Here is an 18,052-nt window from a genome sequence, read left to right on the forward strand (position 1 = left end):
GATGCTGTCCGTCGAGAGGATGCAAGTCCCCTGCGTCTCCACGCCGCACCGACCACGCCGTGGGATTCGCCGCTCGGCCGCGCTCGCCGAGGCGGGAACCTCGGGCCCGCCCGGGTTGTCGATCGCCCTGCCCCACCGCTGGCGGGCCCGCGCTCAGGCTCGGCCCACCGCGCAACGACCGGAGATCCCCCGTGCCTAGAGCCCTCCTCCGCAGCCGCGCTGCGCTCGCCGCGATCGCCGCCCTCGTCCCTGCCCTCCTCAGCTGCGCGGACAGCCCCTCGCCGCCGGCGACCCCCGCCTCGCTCTCGCGCGCGCCCGGGCCTGCCGCGCCGCGCCCCCTGCCCGCCGCGCCGGCCGTCGCCGTCGCGGCGCGCCGCGCCGAGGCCGCGCCGTTCCGGCTCACCGCCGCGGACGGCACCGGGCTGCGCCTCGTCGCGCTCACCGGCCGCGCGGTGATCGAGGCGCCGCTCGCGCTCGCCGAGCTGCACCTCACCTTCGAGAACCCGGAGGATCGCGTGCTCGAGGGCACCTTCAGCGTGACGCTGCCGCCCGGCGCGAGCGTCGGGCGCCTCGCCATGAAGATCGACGACCGGTGGCAGGAGGGCGAGGTCGTCGAGCGCCAGCGCGCGCGCGAGGCGTACGAGGATTTCCTCCACCGCAAGCAGGACCCTGCGCTGCTCGAGCAGGCGGCGGGCAACGAGGTGAGCGCGCGGGTCTTCCCCATCCCGGCGCGCGGCGTGAAGCACATCGTCCTGTCGTACTCCCAGGAGCTCCGCCCGGACGCGCCCTTCGCCGTCCCGTTGCGCGGCCTGCCCACGGTGAGCCGCCTCGACATCGAGGCCACCGTCGCCGGCGCCGCCGCGCCCGTCCACGCGCTGCGCCGGAACGACGCCGCGCCCGAGGCCGATTTCGTGGTGGATCCCGCGCGGCTCACGTCGACCGAGGCGCGCGGCGGCCTGCGCAGCGGCGAGCTCGTGCTCGCCCGCGTGAACGCTCCGGTGGACGCGCGGCCCGATCCGCTCGCCTCCGCGGTGATCCTCGTGGACACGAGCGCATCACGCGCGCTCGGGCTCGAGGAGCAGCTCGGCGCGCTCGCGGCCCTCGCGCGGGCGGTCGCCCAGGCAGGCGGCCCGGGCGCGCCGCTCACCGTCGCCTGCTACGATCAGGCCGTCACCCCCGTCTTCGACGGCGCGGCCGCGGCGTTCGGCGAGGCGGAGCTCGCGCGCATCCGCGAGCGGCAGGCGCTCGGCGCCTCGGATCTCGGTCGCGCGCTCCGCTGGGCCGGCGAACGCGCGCGCGCCCGCGGCCAGCGCCGCGTCGTGCTGCTCTCCGACGGCATCGCCACGGCGGGCGAGGTCGCGCCGGGCGCGCTGCGCGGCGCCGCGGCGGCGCTGCGGGGCGCGGGGATCGAGCGGCTCGACGCGGTCGCGCTCGGCGGCCTCCGCGACGAGGCCGCGCTGCGGCAGCTCGTCGCGGCGGGCCTGCCCCGCGACGGCGCCGTGGTCGACGGCGCGCGCGGCGCCGCCGAGATCGAGCGGCGCCTCGGCTCGGCCACGCGCTCGGGGATCGCGGTGAACATCGAGGGCGCGCGCTGGGTCTGGCCCCGCACCCTGAACGGCGTGCAGCCCGGCGACGAGGCGCTCGTCTACGCCGAGGTGCCGGCCGAGCTGCCCGTCCGGCTCACGGTCGACGGCCGCACCACGACGCCGGACCTCCGCGGCGTGGAGCGCCCGCTGCTCGAGCGCTCCTGGGCCCGGGCGAAGATCGACGGCCTCCTCGCCCGAGAGGGCGCCGGGGGCGACCAGAACGCGATCCGCAAGCAGATCATCGATCTCTCGATCGCGCACCGGGTGCTGAGCCCGTACACCGCGCTGCTCGTGCTGGAGACCGAGCACGACTACGCGCGCTTCGACATCGCCCGGCGAGGGCTCTCCGACATCCTGACCGTGGAGGGCGGCCGCGTCGCCGTGCAGCGGCGCTCGCGGCCGCAGGCCGGGAAGCTGTGGGGCGCCGCGCCGCTCGCCGGCCTGGACGCCGGTGCTCCCGTCGGCCAGGCCGCGGCCCTGCGCCCGCCCCCTGCGCCGCCGGGACCTCCTGCCGGCGCGCGCCTCGAAGAGTCCTTCGGCGCGGGCGGGCTCGGGCTCACGGGCATCGCCGAGGGCGCCGGCGGCCGCGGCGAGGGCATCGGCCTCGGCCAGATCGGCGCCGTGGGCCGCGGCAGCGGGAGCGGGGCCGCCGCGCCCGCGGCGACGGCCGCGCCGGCCGCGGGCGCCGGCCAGGGCTTCGGCAGCGGGCACGGCCGCCTCGTTGGCAGCCACCGGACCAGGGCGCCGCAGGTCCGCATGGGCGCCACCCAGGTGAGCGGCCGCCTCCCGCCGGAGGTGATCCAGCGCATCGTCCGCCAGAACTTCGGCCGCTTCCGCCTCTGCTACGAGCGCGGGCTCCTGCGCGACGCGGGCTTGCAAGGCCGCGTCACCGTGCGCTTCACCATCGACCCGCGCGGCGCGCTCGTCAACGCGCGCGACGGCGGCTCCGATCTGCCCGACAGCGCCGCGGTCTCCTGCGTGGTCCGCGCCTTCCGCGACCTCACCTTCCCCGCGCCCGAGGGCGGCAGCGTCGACGTGGTGTTCCCGATCGCGTTCGCGCCGCCCCCGAACGCGGCGCCCGCCCCCGACGCCCTCGATGCGCCCGACGCGCCCGACGACGCCGCGCCCCCTCGATCGGAGCCGTATACCGGCCGCTTCAAGCAGATCCACGACACCCTCGCCCGGGGCGACGCGCCGGCCGCCGTGCGCGACGCCCGGGCCTGGCACGCGGAGGCCCCCGGCGACGTGCTCGCGCTCGTCGCGCTCGGCGAGGCGCTCGAGGCGGCGAGCGACACGCCGGGCGCCGCCCGCGCGTACGGCTCGCTCATCGATCTGTTCCCGGCGCGCGCGGACCTCCGCCGCTTCACCGGCGCGCGCCTCGAGCGGCTCGCGGGCGGCGCCGGCCTCGAGCTGGCGGTCGACACGTACGAGAAGGCGCGCGAGCAGCGCCCCGACCACCCCGCGAGCCACCGCTTGCTCGCGTTCGCCCGACTCAAGCGGGGCGAGCACGCCGCCGCCTTCGACGCGCTCGCGGCGGGCGTCGCGCGCCGCTACCCGCCGGGGCGCTTCGTCGGCGTGGAGAGCATCCTGCGCGAGGATCTCGGCCTGATCGCCGCGGCGTGGCTCAAGGCGGAGCCCGCGCGCCGGGCGGCCATCCTGGCCCGGCTCGCGAAGGCCGGCGCCGCGCTCGAGAGCGCGCCTTCGCTCCGCTTCGTGCTGAACTGGGAGACCGACGCCAACGACGTCGACTTCCACATCCGGGACGACCGCGGCGGCCACGCCTATTACGGCGACCCGACGCTGCCAGGCGGCGGGCGCCTCTACGCCGACGTGACCACCGGCTACGGGCCCGAGTGCTTCACCATCCGCGCGCCCCGGGAGCACCGGGCCAGCCGGTACACCCTGCAGGCGCACTACTACGCGCGCGGCCCGATGGGTTACGGCATGGGCAAGCTGCAGATCGTCGACCACGACGGCAAGGGCGGTCTGACCTTCGACGAGCGCCCCTTCGTGGTCATGACCGACGGAGCCTTCGTGGAGCTCGGCGCCGTCACGCGCTGACGCGCCGCTAGACCCTCTCCCAGCGCCCGCTCTCGACGGAACGGAAGAGCGCGTCGATGACCCGCATGTTGCCCACCGCGACCTCGATCGAATTCTCGACCGGGCTGCCCGTGCGGATGGCGCGCGAGAACGCCTCGCTCTGCAGGTGGTACTGGTCGACGGCGGGGAACGAGGTGACCCTGGCCGAGCTGCAGTTCAGCGTCGAGCCGTCATCGAGGAAGACCTTGCACGGCTGGTCGGCGGGGGCGTTGAACGGGATCTCGATCTCGAGGCGGCCCCTGGTACCGAGCGCGTTCACGCGCTGGTAGGCCACCGCCTGCGTGCTGCACGTGAACGTCAGGTGCGCGCCGCCGTAGTCGACAAGGCCCGAGGTCAAGCGATCGGTGCCGAACTCGGGATCGCGCTCGACGAGCGCGATCGCCCGCACGGGCTCGCGTCCGAACAGGAAGCGCGACGTGTTCACCGCGTAGCAGCCGATGTCGTAGAGCGCGCCGCCCCCGACTTCCTTCTTGTTGCGGATGTTGGTGGCGTCGCGGTTGAAATACGAGAACGCCGCCTGGACGCTGACCAGGTCGCCGATCTGGCCGCCTCGCACCCAGTCCCTGGCCTGCTGCCACTGCGGGTGGTTGCGGATCATGAACGCTTCGGCGATCAGCTTGCCCGTCTCGCGCTGGACGTCGACGAGCGCCTCGGCGTCCTTCGCGCTGAGCGCGATCGGCTTCTCGCACAGGACGTGCTTGCCGGCGCGGGCAGCGCGCGCCGTCCACGTCACGTGCAGGTGGTTGGGCAGCGGGTTGTAGACGGCATCGATCTCCGGATCCTCGAGCAGCTCATCGTAGCTGCCGTACGCCTTCGGGATCCCGAGCGACCGCGCGGCCTCGCGCGCCTTGTCGATGTCGCGAGACGCCAGCGCGGCGAGCTCGGTCAGCGGCCCACGCTTCATGCCGGGCAGGCTGACCGTCAACGCGAAGTTGCTCGCCCCGAGGACGCCCCAGCGCACGGGGGTGAGGGATTCGTCGGACGTCGGACCTTCGGCAGATGTGGACATGGGCACCTCGCTGCTCGCGAAACTAACGGTCGACGGCGCGCCTGTAAACGCTCGGCAAGCACCGGCGGAACCGCCGAGGCGCCGAGCGCCCCGCGATCTCCTCGCCGCCAATGACGTACCCGAGATCGACCAGGGGGCGGAACAGGCGGGACAGAGCACGCCATCGAAGTCCCCCTCACGCTCCAGACGTCTGTCCATCGGACGTCACGCCACGACTTCGACCCGCTCGCTCGACACCCTCAGTAAACTCTGCCATTATTACCAGAATTGCAGCCTTTCAGTGGGGGACTGATATGGCTCGAAATACCATGGCAGGTCTGATACCGCTCATCGTTCTGGCCGGAACCGGATGCGGCGAGGACGGAGAGTGGCTGGAAGCGCCCTTGGGCGAAGCGCAGAGCGCGCTCGAGGCCGGCAATGCGCTGAACCCCAACGCGCTGAACCCCAACGCGCTCAATCCCAACGCGCTGAACCCCAACGCGCTGGCTGTCGGCGCCTTGAGCCTCATCGCCCTTGGCTCGCAGGCGCTGACCGCGATCCTGGACCCCGGGCCGAACGGCGCCCTCTCACGCGAGCACCTGAGGTACGCCGTCGAATGCGCCCTCGAAAGCTCGCAATCGTTCCGCTTCGGGTGGATCGACGTCTCTGGCGTCTATCACGACGAGATCTACACAGGCGTGCTCGGACTCGCGAGGAGCTGGGCGTGGATCCCGCTCGATGGTGACGGACAGCGCTGGGTCTCGGCGTGCCTGGCGGCGCGCACCAACTACTACAGGGTCCCCGTCGTGCTCTCTTCGCGTGGACCCACCAAGGCGATCAACAAACAAAACTCGCCGGAGCTGTCCACGTTCACGAGGGAGGAGGGTGCGTTCTGGGGCAACATCTACGGGAGCTCGCCGGCGCTCTATGCCTGCCATGTTCCAGAGAACGATGCGAGCTCACGCGCGGCGCTTCGCGACTGCGCCGCCGGGCACATCGACGAGACGACTGGCTCCATCCGACCGTGCGGGGCGATCCAGCTCCTTGGCCCGTGTGACAGCTATTGCGACCCCATCGCCCCCAAGAACGGCATCTATCACCCATCCTGTTTCACGGATCCGGCGAACCGCTCGACCACCATGAGCTTGCAGCCGATCACGGTCTTCCTCGAATGAGAGGGAGGCGTCGAGCCTAGTATTCGCGGCAGTCGCCTGGCGCCTCCAGCGTGCCGAAGCTGTAGGGCCGCGCCTGCTTGACCAGCAGCCGGCGCTCCGGGCCGATCAGCTTCCATTCGATCTGCATCGCGTACAGCCGGTTCTCCCCCTCCGGGTCCACCAGCGGCCGGTAATGAGCGTGGACGGCCTCGAGCACGCACCCGAGCCGCTGGACCTCCGGGAACGACAGCACGTCGCGCCCGCGCGACAGGCTCGAGCGCGTGTGGTACTCCGCCTTGATCGTGCGAGGCGGCGGCGTGTACACGATCTCGTCGCTGGTCACGCCGGGCGCGGGGTTGGTGACCGAGGCCTCCCCGATCTGCGCGTTGATGTAGTACTGGCTGTCGCGGGTCGCGTCGAGCGCGTTGCGGCTGATCGCCACGCCCTGCGCGCGCTCGGATTGCCAGGCCTGGTGCACCAGCACGGCCATGGCCGCGCGCGCCTGCTCGACGTGGCCGAACTCGCGCTCGTCGTAAGCGCGCGTGTTCCACAGGCTCGCCCAGACGGTGCGCAGCGCCTCCTCGATGGAGCTCGACTCGGCGTCCAGGTCGCCGCTCGTCGACGTGTGCAGGCCCGCGCCGTTGAAGGTCGCGAGATCCTCGGTGTTGCTGCTGCTGCGCAGGCGCACGCGGTCGCCGCCGAAGCGCTGCTCGATCGCGCCCGTGACCTCGCTCAAGATCGCCGGGTCCACCGGGTGCGCCAGCATCCGCGCCCGCACCTCGGCCAGGCCCTCGGCGTGCGCGTGCGGATCGGCGCGGAACTCGGGATCCTGCTCGAGCTCGGCCAGGAGCTCCGCCGCGCCGCTCGCCTCGAAATGATCCATGTAGTGCGAGAACGGGATCGCGAACGCGGCGGGCGGCACGTACAGCGGCAGCAGGTCGAGCGGGCAATACTGCCCCACGCCGCTCACGCGGTACAGCTCGGCCATGCCTGCCGCCTTGGAGCCGATGCTGTCGCCCATGGCGTAACCCGCGGCGTCGAGCGGCACGACCCCGCGCACGGAGAGGTCGAGCGCCGGCGAGAGCCGCGCGCCGGTCGGCTTGCGCTTCTCCCAGTAAGCGTCCGCCTCCTGCGCGGTGGCCTCGCGGATGTCGAAGTCCGACGCGCGCACCTCGAGCCGCACCAGCTTGCCGAATAGGGCCTTGAGGCGCTCGTCGTCGCGCGCGCCGCGCAGGGCCATGTTCGGCGTGCCCCGGCCGCGCGCCAGCACGTTCACGTGCGCGAGCGGCGTCTGGAACGCCTCGGTGATGAGGCCGCCCACGAACGCGGTCTCGTTCGGCACGTCGTCGGTCACCACGATCACGTTCGGCCCGAGCTCGGCCGCCTCCAGATCGCGCGCCGGGACGAACGTCAGCGTGCCAAAGCCCTCGGCCGGGTTCAGCGACTGGTACGTGAGCCCCTTGTACGGCGCGTTCGGCCCCACGATGGGCGCGGTCCCTTCGATCGCCCGCAGCTCGAGGATCTGGCGCCCTTCGGTGGGCCGTATCGCCCACGCCTCCGGGTCGGGCACCGCCTTCATCGCCGCGAAGAACGCGCGCCGCATCTGCTCGCCGACGATCTGGTCGCCGGGCGAGAACTCGACGGTCTTGGCTCCGTTGGTGTGCTCGACCAGCGTGCCGAGGAGGTAGCGACGGCCCTCGGACCGGAAGTACTCGGTCTGGCTGAACAAGCCCCAGCCGACGTTGAACTCCGCGGCTTGCTCGGGATCGCAGCGATCGAGGTGGGGCTCCTTCCGGATCTGCTCGCGGACAAAGGTGTAGTGGAGCGCCCAATCGCGCGTGCTCAGGAGGTGCACCGTGTCGTTCGCGGCCATGTCGATGACGAACTTGACGCCGAGCTCACCGACCGCGGTGCCGCCCTCGGCCAGCTCGGCGAAGTCCGCCGCCGTCTCCAGCCGGTGCGTGCGCCCGCTCGCGAGCTCACGCCCCGGGAGCTCGGCGCAGCCCTCGTTCGCGGCGCCGGGGCTCGCCGCCCCGCAGAAGCGCGGCGCCCCGTCGGCGTCGGGCACGCGGGCCAGCGACGCGCCCTCGGGCCAGGCCATGAAGTCGACGCGATCGCTCGGCTCCGGGCTGTCCTCGCGCCACAGCGTCGCCACGCCCTCGAAATCGGGCGAGGCCTCGATCTCGGCCGTGTCGCTCGCGCTCACCGGGACGCTCAACCGCTCCCCCGGTGCGAGCGTGGCGGACGGCTCGGGCCACGCGAGCAGCACGCCCGCATCGGCGCCGGGCAGCGCTTGCCCCGGAGAGAGCGCCGCGAGGCGCAGCGCGAAGCCGTCGAGCGCGACGGGCGCGCCGCTCGCGTTCAGCACCTCGACGAACCCCGCGGGCCGCAGCGAGAGCTCGGAGATGACCAGCGGCCCGGCGATGGCCGGGAACGGCTCGGGCCACTGGAAAGGCGCGAAGCGGATGCTGTCGTCGAGGTTCGGCGGATCCGGCGGACCGCAGGTCTCGCCGTTCTCTCGCTCGGGCGTGGCATAGCGGCAGATCGACGGCTCGCCCGTGCCGTCGGGCAAGCGCGCGTAGCTCTCGGACCGCGGCAGCTCCGGCACATTCACCAGGTCGGCGAGCTCGCACGACGCCGACCACAGCGCCACGCGCGCGCCCGAATTCGAGAGCTTGAACGGCAGGTGCAGCGGGCCCTGCTCCGGCGCGTCGTCGGCCCAGAGCAGCACCGTTCGCCCCGGCCCGAGCGCCATCTTCGGCAGCCGCGTCGCCTTGCCGGACTTGTCGCTCAGCGCGTACTCCCCGAGATCGAGCGCGCGCTGGCCGATGTTCATCAGCTCGATGAAATCGTCCGTCTCGCCGACCTCGTCGACCCAGGCGCCGTCGTTGCCGGTCATCACCTCGTTGATCCGAAGATCGCCGCTCAGCGCAGGCGCGGCGGCCACGGGAAGCTCGAAGTCGCACACCTCCGGCTTTGGTGGGTGCTCCTCCGTCGGGAGCTGGGTCTCGCCCGAGCAGCCGACGCCAAGGGCGAGCGACAAGAGAGCCGCACCCACGCGCGGCTGGGGCCAAGGGTGAACGCGATCGCTGGGTGAGCGCTCCATCATGCATGCTCCCGTCGTTCCTGCACCGTCATGCCCGCTCCGACAGCATGCGGCGTGCCGCACGCACCGGCGCCTGGCGCGGCGCAGAAAGCTCGTGGAATCCAGTCCTTCGGCCGCACGGCGTGGCTCGCCGTGCGCCGGGCTGTGCCAGCTCCTGCGCCGTCAGCGCCAGGGGGCCGCGCCGGCTGACACGGTCAACTGCGCATTCAGCCGGCTCGCGCCTTGGATGCTGGCTTGAGCTCTTGTAGCCTCGCGCGCATGCGTGAAAGCGTGCATGGACGAGTTGCTTTGATCGCTCTCCTCACCTGCGCCCTGGCCGCCTGTTCTGAGTCGCCGCCCGACGAGGGTGGCGCGGGCGGCGGCGGCGCGGGTCCAGCCGGCAGCGGCGGCTCCGGCGGCGCCGCGGAGGCCAGCTCGAGCGCGGCCGAGGGCGCGACCTCCAGCGCCGCGACGGGCGCCGGGGCCGGCGGCGGCGGAGGAGGAGGAGGAGGAGAGCCCGAGGGCGAGTGCGGGAGCGTCTCGGAGGTGCCGCCCGAGCTGGGGTTCGACCCCTTCTACAGGAAGTACGTCGACTCCGCGGGGATTCCCGTCATCAGCTCCGAGAAGGTGCCAGACGCGGCGCTGCTGCGCACCTGCTCGGTGGTCGTCCGCATGCTCGGCCAACGCGACGACGTGCGTCAGGCGATGATCGAGAACCACACGCGCGTCGCCGTGATGGCGGAGACGGAGGTGACAACCGACATCCCCGAGCACAGCGACCTGTACGAGGCGTTCCCGGGGACGGACTGGGACACGCGCGCCCGCGGCCTCGGCGCGACCCCCGCCCGGCCCGCGAGCTCCTGCGCCGAGGAGAATGTCCTGTGTTATCCGAGCGATCCGTACCTCGGCGAGGACATCCTGGTGCACGAGTTCTCGCACGCCATCGCGATCATGGGCATCGCCTTCGTCGAGCCGGCGTTCAACAGGGAGCTCGAGGACGTCTTCGATGCCGCGCTCCAGGCCGGGAAATGGGAGAACACCTACGCGGCGACGAACAAGGACGAATACTGGGCCGAGGGGGTCCAGTCCTGGTTCGACGCCAACACCGAGGCGATCCCCACGAACGGGATCCACAACGAGATCAACACGCGGGCCGAGCTGCGCGACTACGATCGCCCGCTCCACGACCTCATCGCCAGGTACTTCGCCGACGACGCTTGGCGGCCGAGCTGCCCCTGAGACGCAGTGGGCCGAGCGAGGCCGCGGCGCCTCCAGGGCTTCGCTACGCGGGCGGATAGAAGACATCGAGCGTCGGGAAAGCCGGTTTGGCGCGGATGCAATCCCAGAGGTAGATCGCGAACCCCAGATCGCCCGTCCAGAGCGAGTAGCGCAGCTGTCCGTACCGGCGCGCGTCCTCCTGCGTCTGCAGGATGCCGTGCATCGCGAAGGCGCGCGCGCGATCCAGCCAGAGAGCGTCGCCCGTGCGCTCGTGGAGCTTGAGGAAGGCGTAGCCGTTTCCGCCCGTGCCATGGCAAAGGTTCGAGCCTTTGCAAAGAGGCCCGGCCGCCCACGTCGCCTCGCCAGCGGCCCAAAGGAGCTCGTCGAGCGTGGAGCTGGGGAGTTCGGCAAGACAGATGACGAAGCCGGGCGCGCCGTGGCAGAACTGCATCAGCCGGGGGTACGGGGCATCGCCTTGTGAAGCCAGCTGCGCTGGCCAGCTGGCCATCTTGCCTTCTCGCGTGGCTGTCCGCCCGATCGTGGTGGCGATGACCTGCTCCCAGGCTGCCCAGTCGCCGGCGTCCAGCAGGTGCCGGCCATGGAGGAGCGCACGCGTGGTCGCGACGAACCCGTGGACGGCGCCGAGATAGGTGCTCCGGCGGCCGTAGAGGTCTTGCGACCAGTAATGGCAGCCGTGCTCATCGGACCACTGAAGCTGCGACCAGAGGCGCGCGGCGGTGCGGCGGAAGAGATCGGCCCAGCGCGCGTCGCCGAAGCGCTCGTGCAGGAACGACGCCGCCAGCATGGTGCCGGGCGCCCCCCACATCAGCTCCCGCGCCGGGTGCTCGAGGTTGCGCTCGATGAGCGCCGCGAGCCGATCGGCTCGCTCCTCGGTGGGCCGCTCGCCCTGCGCCATCAGGAGGATGGGCGTTTCCCCCATCATGAACGCGGCGCTCTCATCACCCGGCATCGAGGCCAGCCATGCGCGGTTGCGTGGCACGAGCTCGTCGAGCTGCTCTGTATAGCGCCTCGCGTCCGGCGCCGCCCCCACCGCATGCAGGTAGCGCAGCGCCCAGATGACGCCTGAAGCGCCGTGGTAGAGCGGCAGCGCCGGCTGGCTCGGGTCGTCGCCGGGCTCGACGTCCTTCGGGTGCAGCGGCCAGTACGCGTCTTCCGAGAAGCGCGCCTCGGTGTCGCGAACGATGCCCTGGATGGCGTCGCGCGCGACGTCCTCGTCCCATGCGATGGATGTCAATGCCTCGTGGCGTTCGGGTTCGTGCAGCATGCGGTGCCTTTGCCTGCTCCGCGAGTGTAGCTCTTTTCAGGAGGGTGAGCGGCTGCGGAGGAGGAGACCTGCCGGCGCCTCGGGCGAGCGTCGCGCTCGACCACAGGCCGCCGCGCGGCCTCTACACCGCCAGCGCCTCGGTCAGCTTCCAGAGCCGCTCCTGCGCGGCCTCGTCGAGCGCCGCCTCAGCCGCCGGCTTGATGCGGCTCTTCTCGAAGTATTCGCCCGTCACCCCGGCCAGCTCCGGCGCCGTGGCCACGTGCAGCGAGCACTCGGCCCCTTGCTCGGGCGTGAGCAGGAACAGGTTGAAGAGCTTCATAAGGAGCTTTGGATAATCGCGCATCAGGTCAGTCCTGACCACCCCCGGATGGACGGCGTTGACCGTGACGCCGGTGCCCTCGAGCCGCCGGGCCAGCGCCTTGGTGAAGAGCACGTTCGCGAGCTTCGACTGGGCGTATGCCGCGGTCGTGCCGTACTTCCGCCGCTCGAACTGCAGGTCCTCCCAGTCCATCCGGCCGCGGTAGTGCAGCTTCGAGGACAGGACCACGACCCGCGACGGCGCGCTCTTCTTCAGGAGCGGGAGGAGGTCCTGCGTGAGCAGCCACGTCCCCACGTGGTTCACTCCGAACGTCGCCTCGAGCCCGTCCTCGGTCGTGCCGCGCGAGCTCCGCCATACCCCGGCGTTGTTCACAAGGACGTCCAGGCGCTCGTGCGCCGCGCGGAACCGCTCGCCGAAGGCGCGGATGCTCGCCTTGCTCCCGAGATCCAGCGGGATCACCTCCACGTCCTTGTGGCCGGTAGAGCGCGCGATGTCGTCGCGCGCCGCCTCCCCTCTGCCCGTGTCGCGGCACGCCAGCACCACCTTCGCGCCGCGCTGAGCGAGGCCGCGGGCCGTCTCCTTGCCAATGCCCGTGTTGCCGCCGGTAACGATGCAGACCTTCCCGTTCACGGCGCTCCTCTCTCAGGTTCCAGCGGTGAGCGCAAGGCCACCGCGCGCGCGCCTCGCCACCGAAGACGCCAGGGACGCCGAGGCGCCCCCCCCGCCTCGTGACGGCGCAAGGTCCCTATCCCGCGAAACTCCAGCGAGAATCGCGACCCCCTTGACGTGGACGCGCCCCCAGCTTCTCCTGATTCTCTATGCTCAGCCTAAGAGTATCTCTGGTGCGACGGGCGTGCTTCGTGTTCGGCATGCTGGCGATGACCGTGGGGTGCGGGAGCAGCGGACCCCCTGGCGAACCCGAGCCGCTCGGGGCCGCGACCGGGGCGCTCACGGGCGACGAGCCGGACCTCGTGATCTCGAGCGCGAGCGCGCCGCCCAGCGTCCTGCCGGGCGGCTATTTCACGACGTGGGTCACTGTGTGCAACCAGGGCAATTCGGCGAGCTACAGCACCCAGGTCGAGGTGAGTCTGTCGGACGACGACATCATCACACCGTCGGATCCCATCACCGGCTATGCGCCGCTGGGGTATCTCGACGCGGGGCAATGCGTCGAGCTCGGCGTCCAGACCGCCCCGGCGGTGCCCGATGGCGCGTACACGCTCGGCGTCGTGGTGGACTCGTTCGAGCAGGTGATCGAGCTGTCGGAGACCAACAACGCGGCGGTCGCAGGCGAGATCGGCATCGGCTATGGCCCAGATCTCATCGTCTCGGCCGTGAGCGGCCCGCCCAGCGCGCTCCCCGGCGGCGGCTTCGAGGTCCAGGCCACGGTGTGCAACCAGGGCACGACGCCGAGCCAGAGCGCGCTCGTGGATGTGCTCCTCTCGCCGGACGCCGCGATCGAGCCGTCGGATCACCTCCTCGGCGGCATTCCGGTTCCATGGCTGGATCCTGGCCAGTGCGAGTCGGTGACCATGCCCGCCAGCGCCAGTGTCCCCGAAGGCGCCTATCACCTCGGCGCGATCGCGCACGAGAACGGCTGGGACGAGGAGCTCATCACGTCCAACAACGCCTCGGCGGGCGGGCTGCTCGGCGTCGGCTACCAGCCGGACCTCGTCGTCTCGGCGGTGAGCGGGCCGCCGAGCGCGACGCCTGGCGGCATCATCGACGCCTTGGTGACCGTCTGCAACCAGGGCACGACCCCGAGCTACGGCAGCAACGTGGAGCTGTACGTCTCTTCGGACGCGATCATCACGGCGGCCGACGCCCCCCTGGGCGGCGATTCGGTGCCGTACCTCGATCCGGGGCAGTGCGCGACCCGGACCTTCCAGCCGAGCGTTTACGTGCCTGACGGCGCCTATCACCTCGGCGCGATCGTCGATCCGTACGATGGGGTTCCCGAGCTCATCGAGAACAACAACGCCACAGCTGGCGCCGTGGTCGGCGTCGGCTATCGGCCGGATCTCATCGTCACCTCGGTGAGCGCCCCGCCGAGCGCCCTTCCGGGCAGCGGCTTCGGTGCCACCGTCACCGTCTGCAACCAGGGCACGAGCCCGAGCTACAGCGCCGCCCTGGAGCTGCGCCTGTCACCCGACGACAACATCACGTGGACCGACCCGCCCGCCGGCGGCGCCCAGGCGCCGTACCTGGATCCGGGGCAATGCGCCGCCGTGACCATCCCGGCGAGCGCTTACGTGCCAGACGGCGTCTATCACCTCGGCGCGATCGTCGATCTGTACAACTCGCAAGAAGAGCTGAACGAGGCCAACAACGCGGCGTCGGGCGGGCTGCTCGGCGTGGGCCATCGGCCGGATCTCATCGTCTCCGCCGTGAGCGGGCCGCCGACGCTCGTGCCTGGCAGCGGATTCAGCGCTTCCGTCACCGTCTGCAACCAGGGCACGACGCAGAGCTACGGCAGCGACATCGCCGTGGTGCTCTCGTCCGATGAGGCGATCACGCCGTTCGACGCGCCCGCCGGGGGCGGCTATGTGCCCGGTCTGAGCCCCGGGCAGTGCGCCTCCGTCGCCGTGCCCGCGAACGCCAACGTGCCCGACGGCGCCTATCACCTCGGCGCCGTCGTGGACCCGGGCGGCTCGCTGCTCGAGCTCATCGAGACCAACAACGCGGCGGCGGGCAGCCTGATCGGCGTCGGCCACGGCCCCGACCTCATCGTCTCCGCCGTGAGCGGGCCGCCGAGCGTGTTCCCCGGCGGCGGCTTCGATGCGTCGGTCACCGTCTGCAACCAGGGCACGCAGACGAGCTACGGCACCCACGTGGAGCTGCGCGTCTCCGCGGATGCGACGCTCACGACCGCCGACTTCCTCGCCGGCGGCGGTCCTGTGCCGTACCTGGATCCGGGCCAGTGCGCCACCGTGACCTTCCCGGCGAGCGCTCATGTGCCCGAGGGTGCCTACCACCTCGGCGCGATCGTCGACCCGCAGGGCGGGGTCCCCGAGCTCATCGAGACCAACAACGCGGCCTCAGGCGCTCTGATCGGCATCGGCTACTTGCCTGACTTCACCGTCGCTTCCGTGAGCGGCCCGCCCAGCGTCCTGCCGGGCAGCGGCTTCGACGCGGAGATCACCGTCTGCAACCAGGGCATGACCCCGGGCTCCAGCATGGTGGAGCTGCGCCTGTCCGCCGACGCCACGATCACGGAGGCCGACGCGCTCGCGGGCGGCGCGCCGACGCCTTACCTGGATCCCGGCCAGTGCGCGGCCGTGACGATCCCCGCCAGCGTCTACGTGGCCGACGGCGCCTACCACCTCGGCGGGATCGTCGATCCGCACGGCTGGCAGCCCGAGTTGATCGAGACCAACAACGCGGCGCCGGGCGATCTGATCGGCGTCGGTTATTGGCCCGACCTCGTCGTCTCCGCCGTGAGCGGGCCGTCGAGCGTGACCCCCGGCAGCAGCTTCAACGCCGCCGTCACCGTCTGCAATCAGGGCACGACGCAGAGCTACAGCGTCGACGTCGAGCTGCTGCTGTCGGGCGACCGGGCGATCATGCCCTCAGACAGCCACGCCGGGAACGGCTATGTCCCAGGGCTGAACCCCGGGCAGTGCGCCTCCGTCGTCGTGCCCGCGAGCGCCTATGTGCCCGACGGCGCGCATCACCTCGGCGCGATCGTGGACCCGAGCGGCGCGCTCGCCGAGCTCATCGAGACCAACAACGCCGCGGCGGGCAGCGTGCTCGGCGTCGGCTACCAGCCCGACCTCATCGTGTCCTCGGTGGGCGGGCCGCCGAGCGTGATCCCCGGCGGAAGCTTCGACGCGTCGGTCACGGTCTGCAACCAGGGTACGCAGCCGAGCTATGGCACCCAGGTGGAGCTGCTCCTCTCCGCGGATGCGACCCTCACGATCGCCGACTCCCCTGCTGGCAGCGGTCCGGTGCCGTACCTGGATCCGGGCCAGTGCGCCACCGTGACCTTCCCGGCGAGCGCGTACGTGCCCGACGGTGCCTATCACCTGGGCGCGATCGTCGACCGGGACAACTGGGTTCCCGAGCTCATCGAGACGAACAACGCCGAGGCGAGCGCCGTGTTCGGCGTCGGCAACTGGCCCGACCTCATCGTCTCCGCGGTCAGCGGCCCGCCCAGCGCCATGCCGGGCAGCGGCTTCGACGCTTCCGTCACCGTGTGCAACCAGGGCACGCAGCCGAGCTACGGCAGCGACGTGGAGCTCTACCTGTCCGACGACGCCGCGATCACGGAAGACGACACGCACGCTGGCGCCGGCATGGTCCCCTTCCTGGCACCCGGGCAGTGCACCTCCGTGCTCGTCCTCGCGAGCGCCTATGTTCCCGATGGCGCGTATCGCCTCGGAGCGATCGTCGATGTGAACGACTGGCACGAAGAGCTGATCGAGTCGAACAACGCCGCCTCGGGCGACCTCATCGGCGTGGGCTTCCAGCCCGACCTCGTCGTCTCGGCGGTCAGCGGTCCGCCCAGCGCCCCGCCGGGCAGCGGATTCGATGCTTCCGCCACCGTCTGCAACCAGGGCACGTCCCCGAGCTACGGCGTCGACCTCGAGCTCTTCCTGTCGAGCGACGACGCGATCTCGCCCGCGGACATCCACGCCGGGAGCGGCTATGTGCCCGGCCTGAGCCCTGGACAGTGCACCTCCGTGCTCGTCGCTGCGAGCGCCTATGGGCCCGATGGCGCCCACCACCTCGGGGCGATCGTGGACCCGGGCGAATCGCTCGTCGAGCTCATCGAGAGCAACAACGCTGTGGCGGGCAGCGTGATCGGCGTCGGCTTCGGGCCGGATTTCATCGTCTCCGCCATGAGCGGGCCGCCGAGCCTCGCACCGGGTGATAACTTCAACGCCGAGGTCACCGTCTGCAATCAGGGCACGCAGGCGGGCTACGGCGGCGACGTGGAGCTGCGCCTCTCCTTGGACGCGACCATCACGACGGCCGACTTCCTGGCCGGAAACGGGCCGGTGCCGTCCCTCGCGCCGGGCCAGTGCGCCACCGTGACCTTCCCGGCGAGCGCGTCGTACGTGCCCTGGGGCGCCTATCACCTCGGCGCGATCGTCGATCCGTACGGCTGGACTCCCGAGCTCATCGAGACCAACAACGCCGCGGGGGGCAGCGTGCTCGGCGTCGGCTATGGACCGGACCTCATCGTCTCCGTGGTGGAGGGCCCCCCCAGCGCCCTGCCAGGCAGCAGCTTCGATGCCGAGGTCACCGTCTGCAACCAGGGCACGTTGCCGAGCCACTTCAGCCACGTGGAGCTGCGCCTGGCGACCGACGATCACGCGGCCTACACCGGATTCTACCTCGGAAGCGCGCCGGTGCCGTACCTGGATCCTGACCAGTGCACGGTCGTGACCATCCCCACCTCCCTGGCGGCGCCCGACGGCACCTATCACCTCGGCGCCATCGTGGACCCCTACGCGTGGACGCAGGAGCTCATCGAGACCAACAACACCAACGCAAGCAGCGTGTTCGGCGTCGGCTACCGGCCGGATCTCATTGCGTCCGTGAGCGGCCCATCGACCGCCGCGCCGGGCAGCGGCTTCGACGCCATCGTCACCGTGTGCAACCAGGGCACGACCCCGAGCGGCGGTACGAGCGTCGATGTGCTGCTGTCGTCAGACGGGACGGTCACGCCCTCCGATATCCATATCGGCAACAGCTGGGTCCCCGGGCTGAGCCCTGGCCAGTGCGAGAGCGTCACCGTGGCCGCCGGCGCCTACGCTCCCGACGGCGCCTACCACCTCGGCGCCATCGTGGACCTGAACGGCCCGGTCCAGGAGCTCATCGAGACCAACAACGCCGCCGCCGGCGAGCTGATGGCCATCGGCCACGGCCCCGATCTCGTCGTCTCGGCGGTGAGCGGCCCGCCGAGCGTCACGCAGGGCAACCTCTTCGACACCTCGATCACCGTCTGCAACCAGGGGACAGCCCCGAGCTACGGCACCATGGTGGAGGTCCGGCTGTCGGCCGACGCGACGATCACGACGGCCGACTTCCTCGCCGGAGGCGCCTGGGTGCCGAGCCTCGATGTCGGCCAGTGCGAGAGCCTCTTCGTCCCCGCTGACACCTACGTCCCCGTGGATACCTACACGCTCGGCGCCATCGTGGACGCCTACGGCGAAGTCCCCGAGTTCCTCGAGGGCAATAACGCCACGGCCGGCGGCGAGCTCCTCGTCAGCTTCTGATCGCCCGCTTCCACGTCGGGAGAGGCCGGCAGCGCGCGACGCGGATCGCGCTCGGCCGCGTGGCCGACCTGACCAGCAAAGCGGCCGGGGTTC

The 18,052-nt window shown here is 71.6% G+C and carries 8 protein-coding genes; 4 read left to right on the forward strand and 4 right to left on the reverse strand.

What is annotated here, in order from left to right; genetic code table 11:
• Positions 1-191 precede the first annotated feature (191 nt).
• The gene (locus tag WME73_RS29965) at positions 192-3,647 is read left to right on the forward strand and encodes an AgmX/PglI C-terminal domain-containing protein (protein WP_437911759.1); all 3,456 of its coding nucleotides are present in this window, start codon (positions 192-194) and stop codon (positions 3,645-3,647) included.
• A 7-nt stretch (positions 3,648-3,654) separates the two neighbouring features.
• On the opposite strand, the gene WME73_RS29970 is transcribed toward WME73_RS29965, so the two are convergent.
• Positions 3,655-4,695, reverse strand: coding sequence for a Gfo/Idh/MocA family protein (locus WME73_RS29970; protein ID WP_437911760.1), 1,041 nt, complete (start codon positions 4,693-4,695; stop codon positions 3,655-3,657).
• A 383-nt stretch (positions 4,696-5,078) separates the two neighbouring features.
• Here WME73_RS29970 and WME73_RS29975 point away from each other — a divergent pair, with 383 nt between their 5' ends.
• Positions 5,079-5,849, forward strand: a complete 771-nt coding sequence (locus tag WME73_RS29975) for a hypothetical protein (RefSeq protein WP_437911761.1) — start codon at positions 5,079-5,081, stop codon at positions 5,847-5,849.
• Between the two features lie 16 nt (positions 5,850-5,865).
• Here WME73_RS29975 and WME73_RS29980 read toward each other — a convergent pair whose 3' ends face one another.
• The gene (locus WME73_RS29980; protein WP_437911762.1) at positions 5,866-8,871 is read right to left on the reverse strand and encodes a PEP/pyruvate-binding domain-containing protein; all 3,006 of its coding nucleotides are present in this window, start codon (positions 8,869-8,871) and stop codon (positions 5,866-5,868) included.
• 351 nt (positions 8,872-9,222) lie between these two features.
• Here WME73_RS29980 and WME73_RS29985 point away from each other — a divergent pair, with 351 nt between their 5' ends.
• Positions 9,223-10,152 carry a hypothetical protein gene (locus WME73_RS29985; protein ID WP_437911763.1) on the forward strand — a complete coding sequence of 310 codons (930 nt, stop codon included), beginning with the start codon at positions 9,223-9,225 and terminating at the stop codon, positions 10,150-10,152.
• A gap of 43 nt (positions 10,153-10,195) precedes the next feature.
• Here WME73_RS29985 and WME73_RS29990 read toward each other — a convergent pair whose 3' ends face one another.
• On the reverse strand, positions 10,196-11,416 hold the full coding sequence (locus WME73_RS29990) for a lanthionine synthetase C family protein (RefSeq protein ID WP_437911764.1): 1,221 nt from the start codon (positions 11,414-11,416) through the stop codon (positions 10,196-10,198).
• A gap of 121 nt (positions 11,417-11,537) precedes the next feature.
• Positions 11,538-12,365, reverse strand: a complete 828-nt coding sequence (locus tag WME73_RS29995) for an SDR family oxidoreductase (protein ID WP_437911765.1) — start codon at positions 12,363-12,365, stop codon at positions 11,538-11,540.
• Positions 12,366-12,577: 212 nt separating this feature from the next.
• Here WME73_RS29995 and WME73_RS30000 point away from each other — a divergent pair, with 212 nt between their 5' ends.
• Complete coding sequence (locus tag WME73_RS30000; protein WP_437911766.1) at positions 12,578-17,959, forward strand: CARDB domain-containing protein; 5,382 nt, start codon at positions 12,578-12,580, stop codon at positions 17,957-17,959.
• Positions 17,960-18,052 lie beyond the last annotated feature (93 nt).

This window comes from Sorangium sp. So ce302, assembly GCF_051530145.1.
GTDB lineage: Bacteria > Myxococcota_A > Polyangia > Polyangiales > Polyangiaceae > Sorangium > Sorangium cellulosum_B.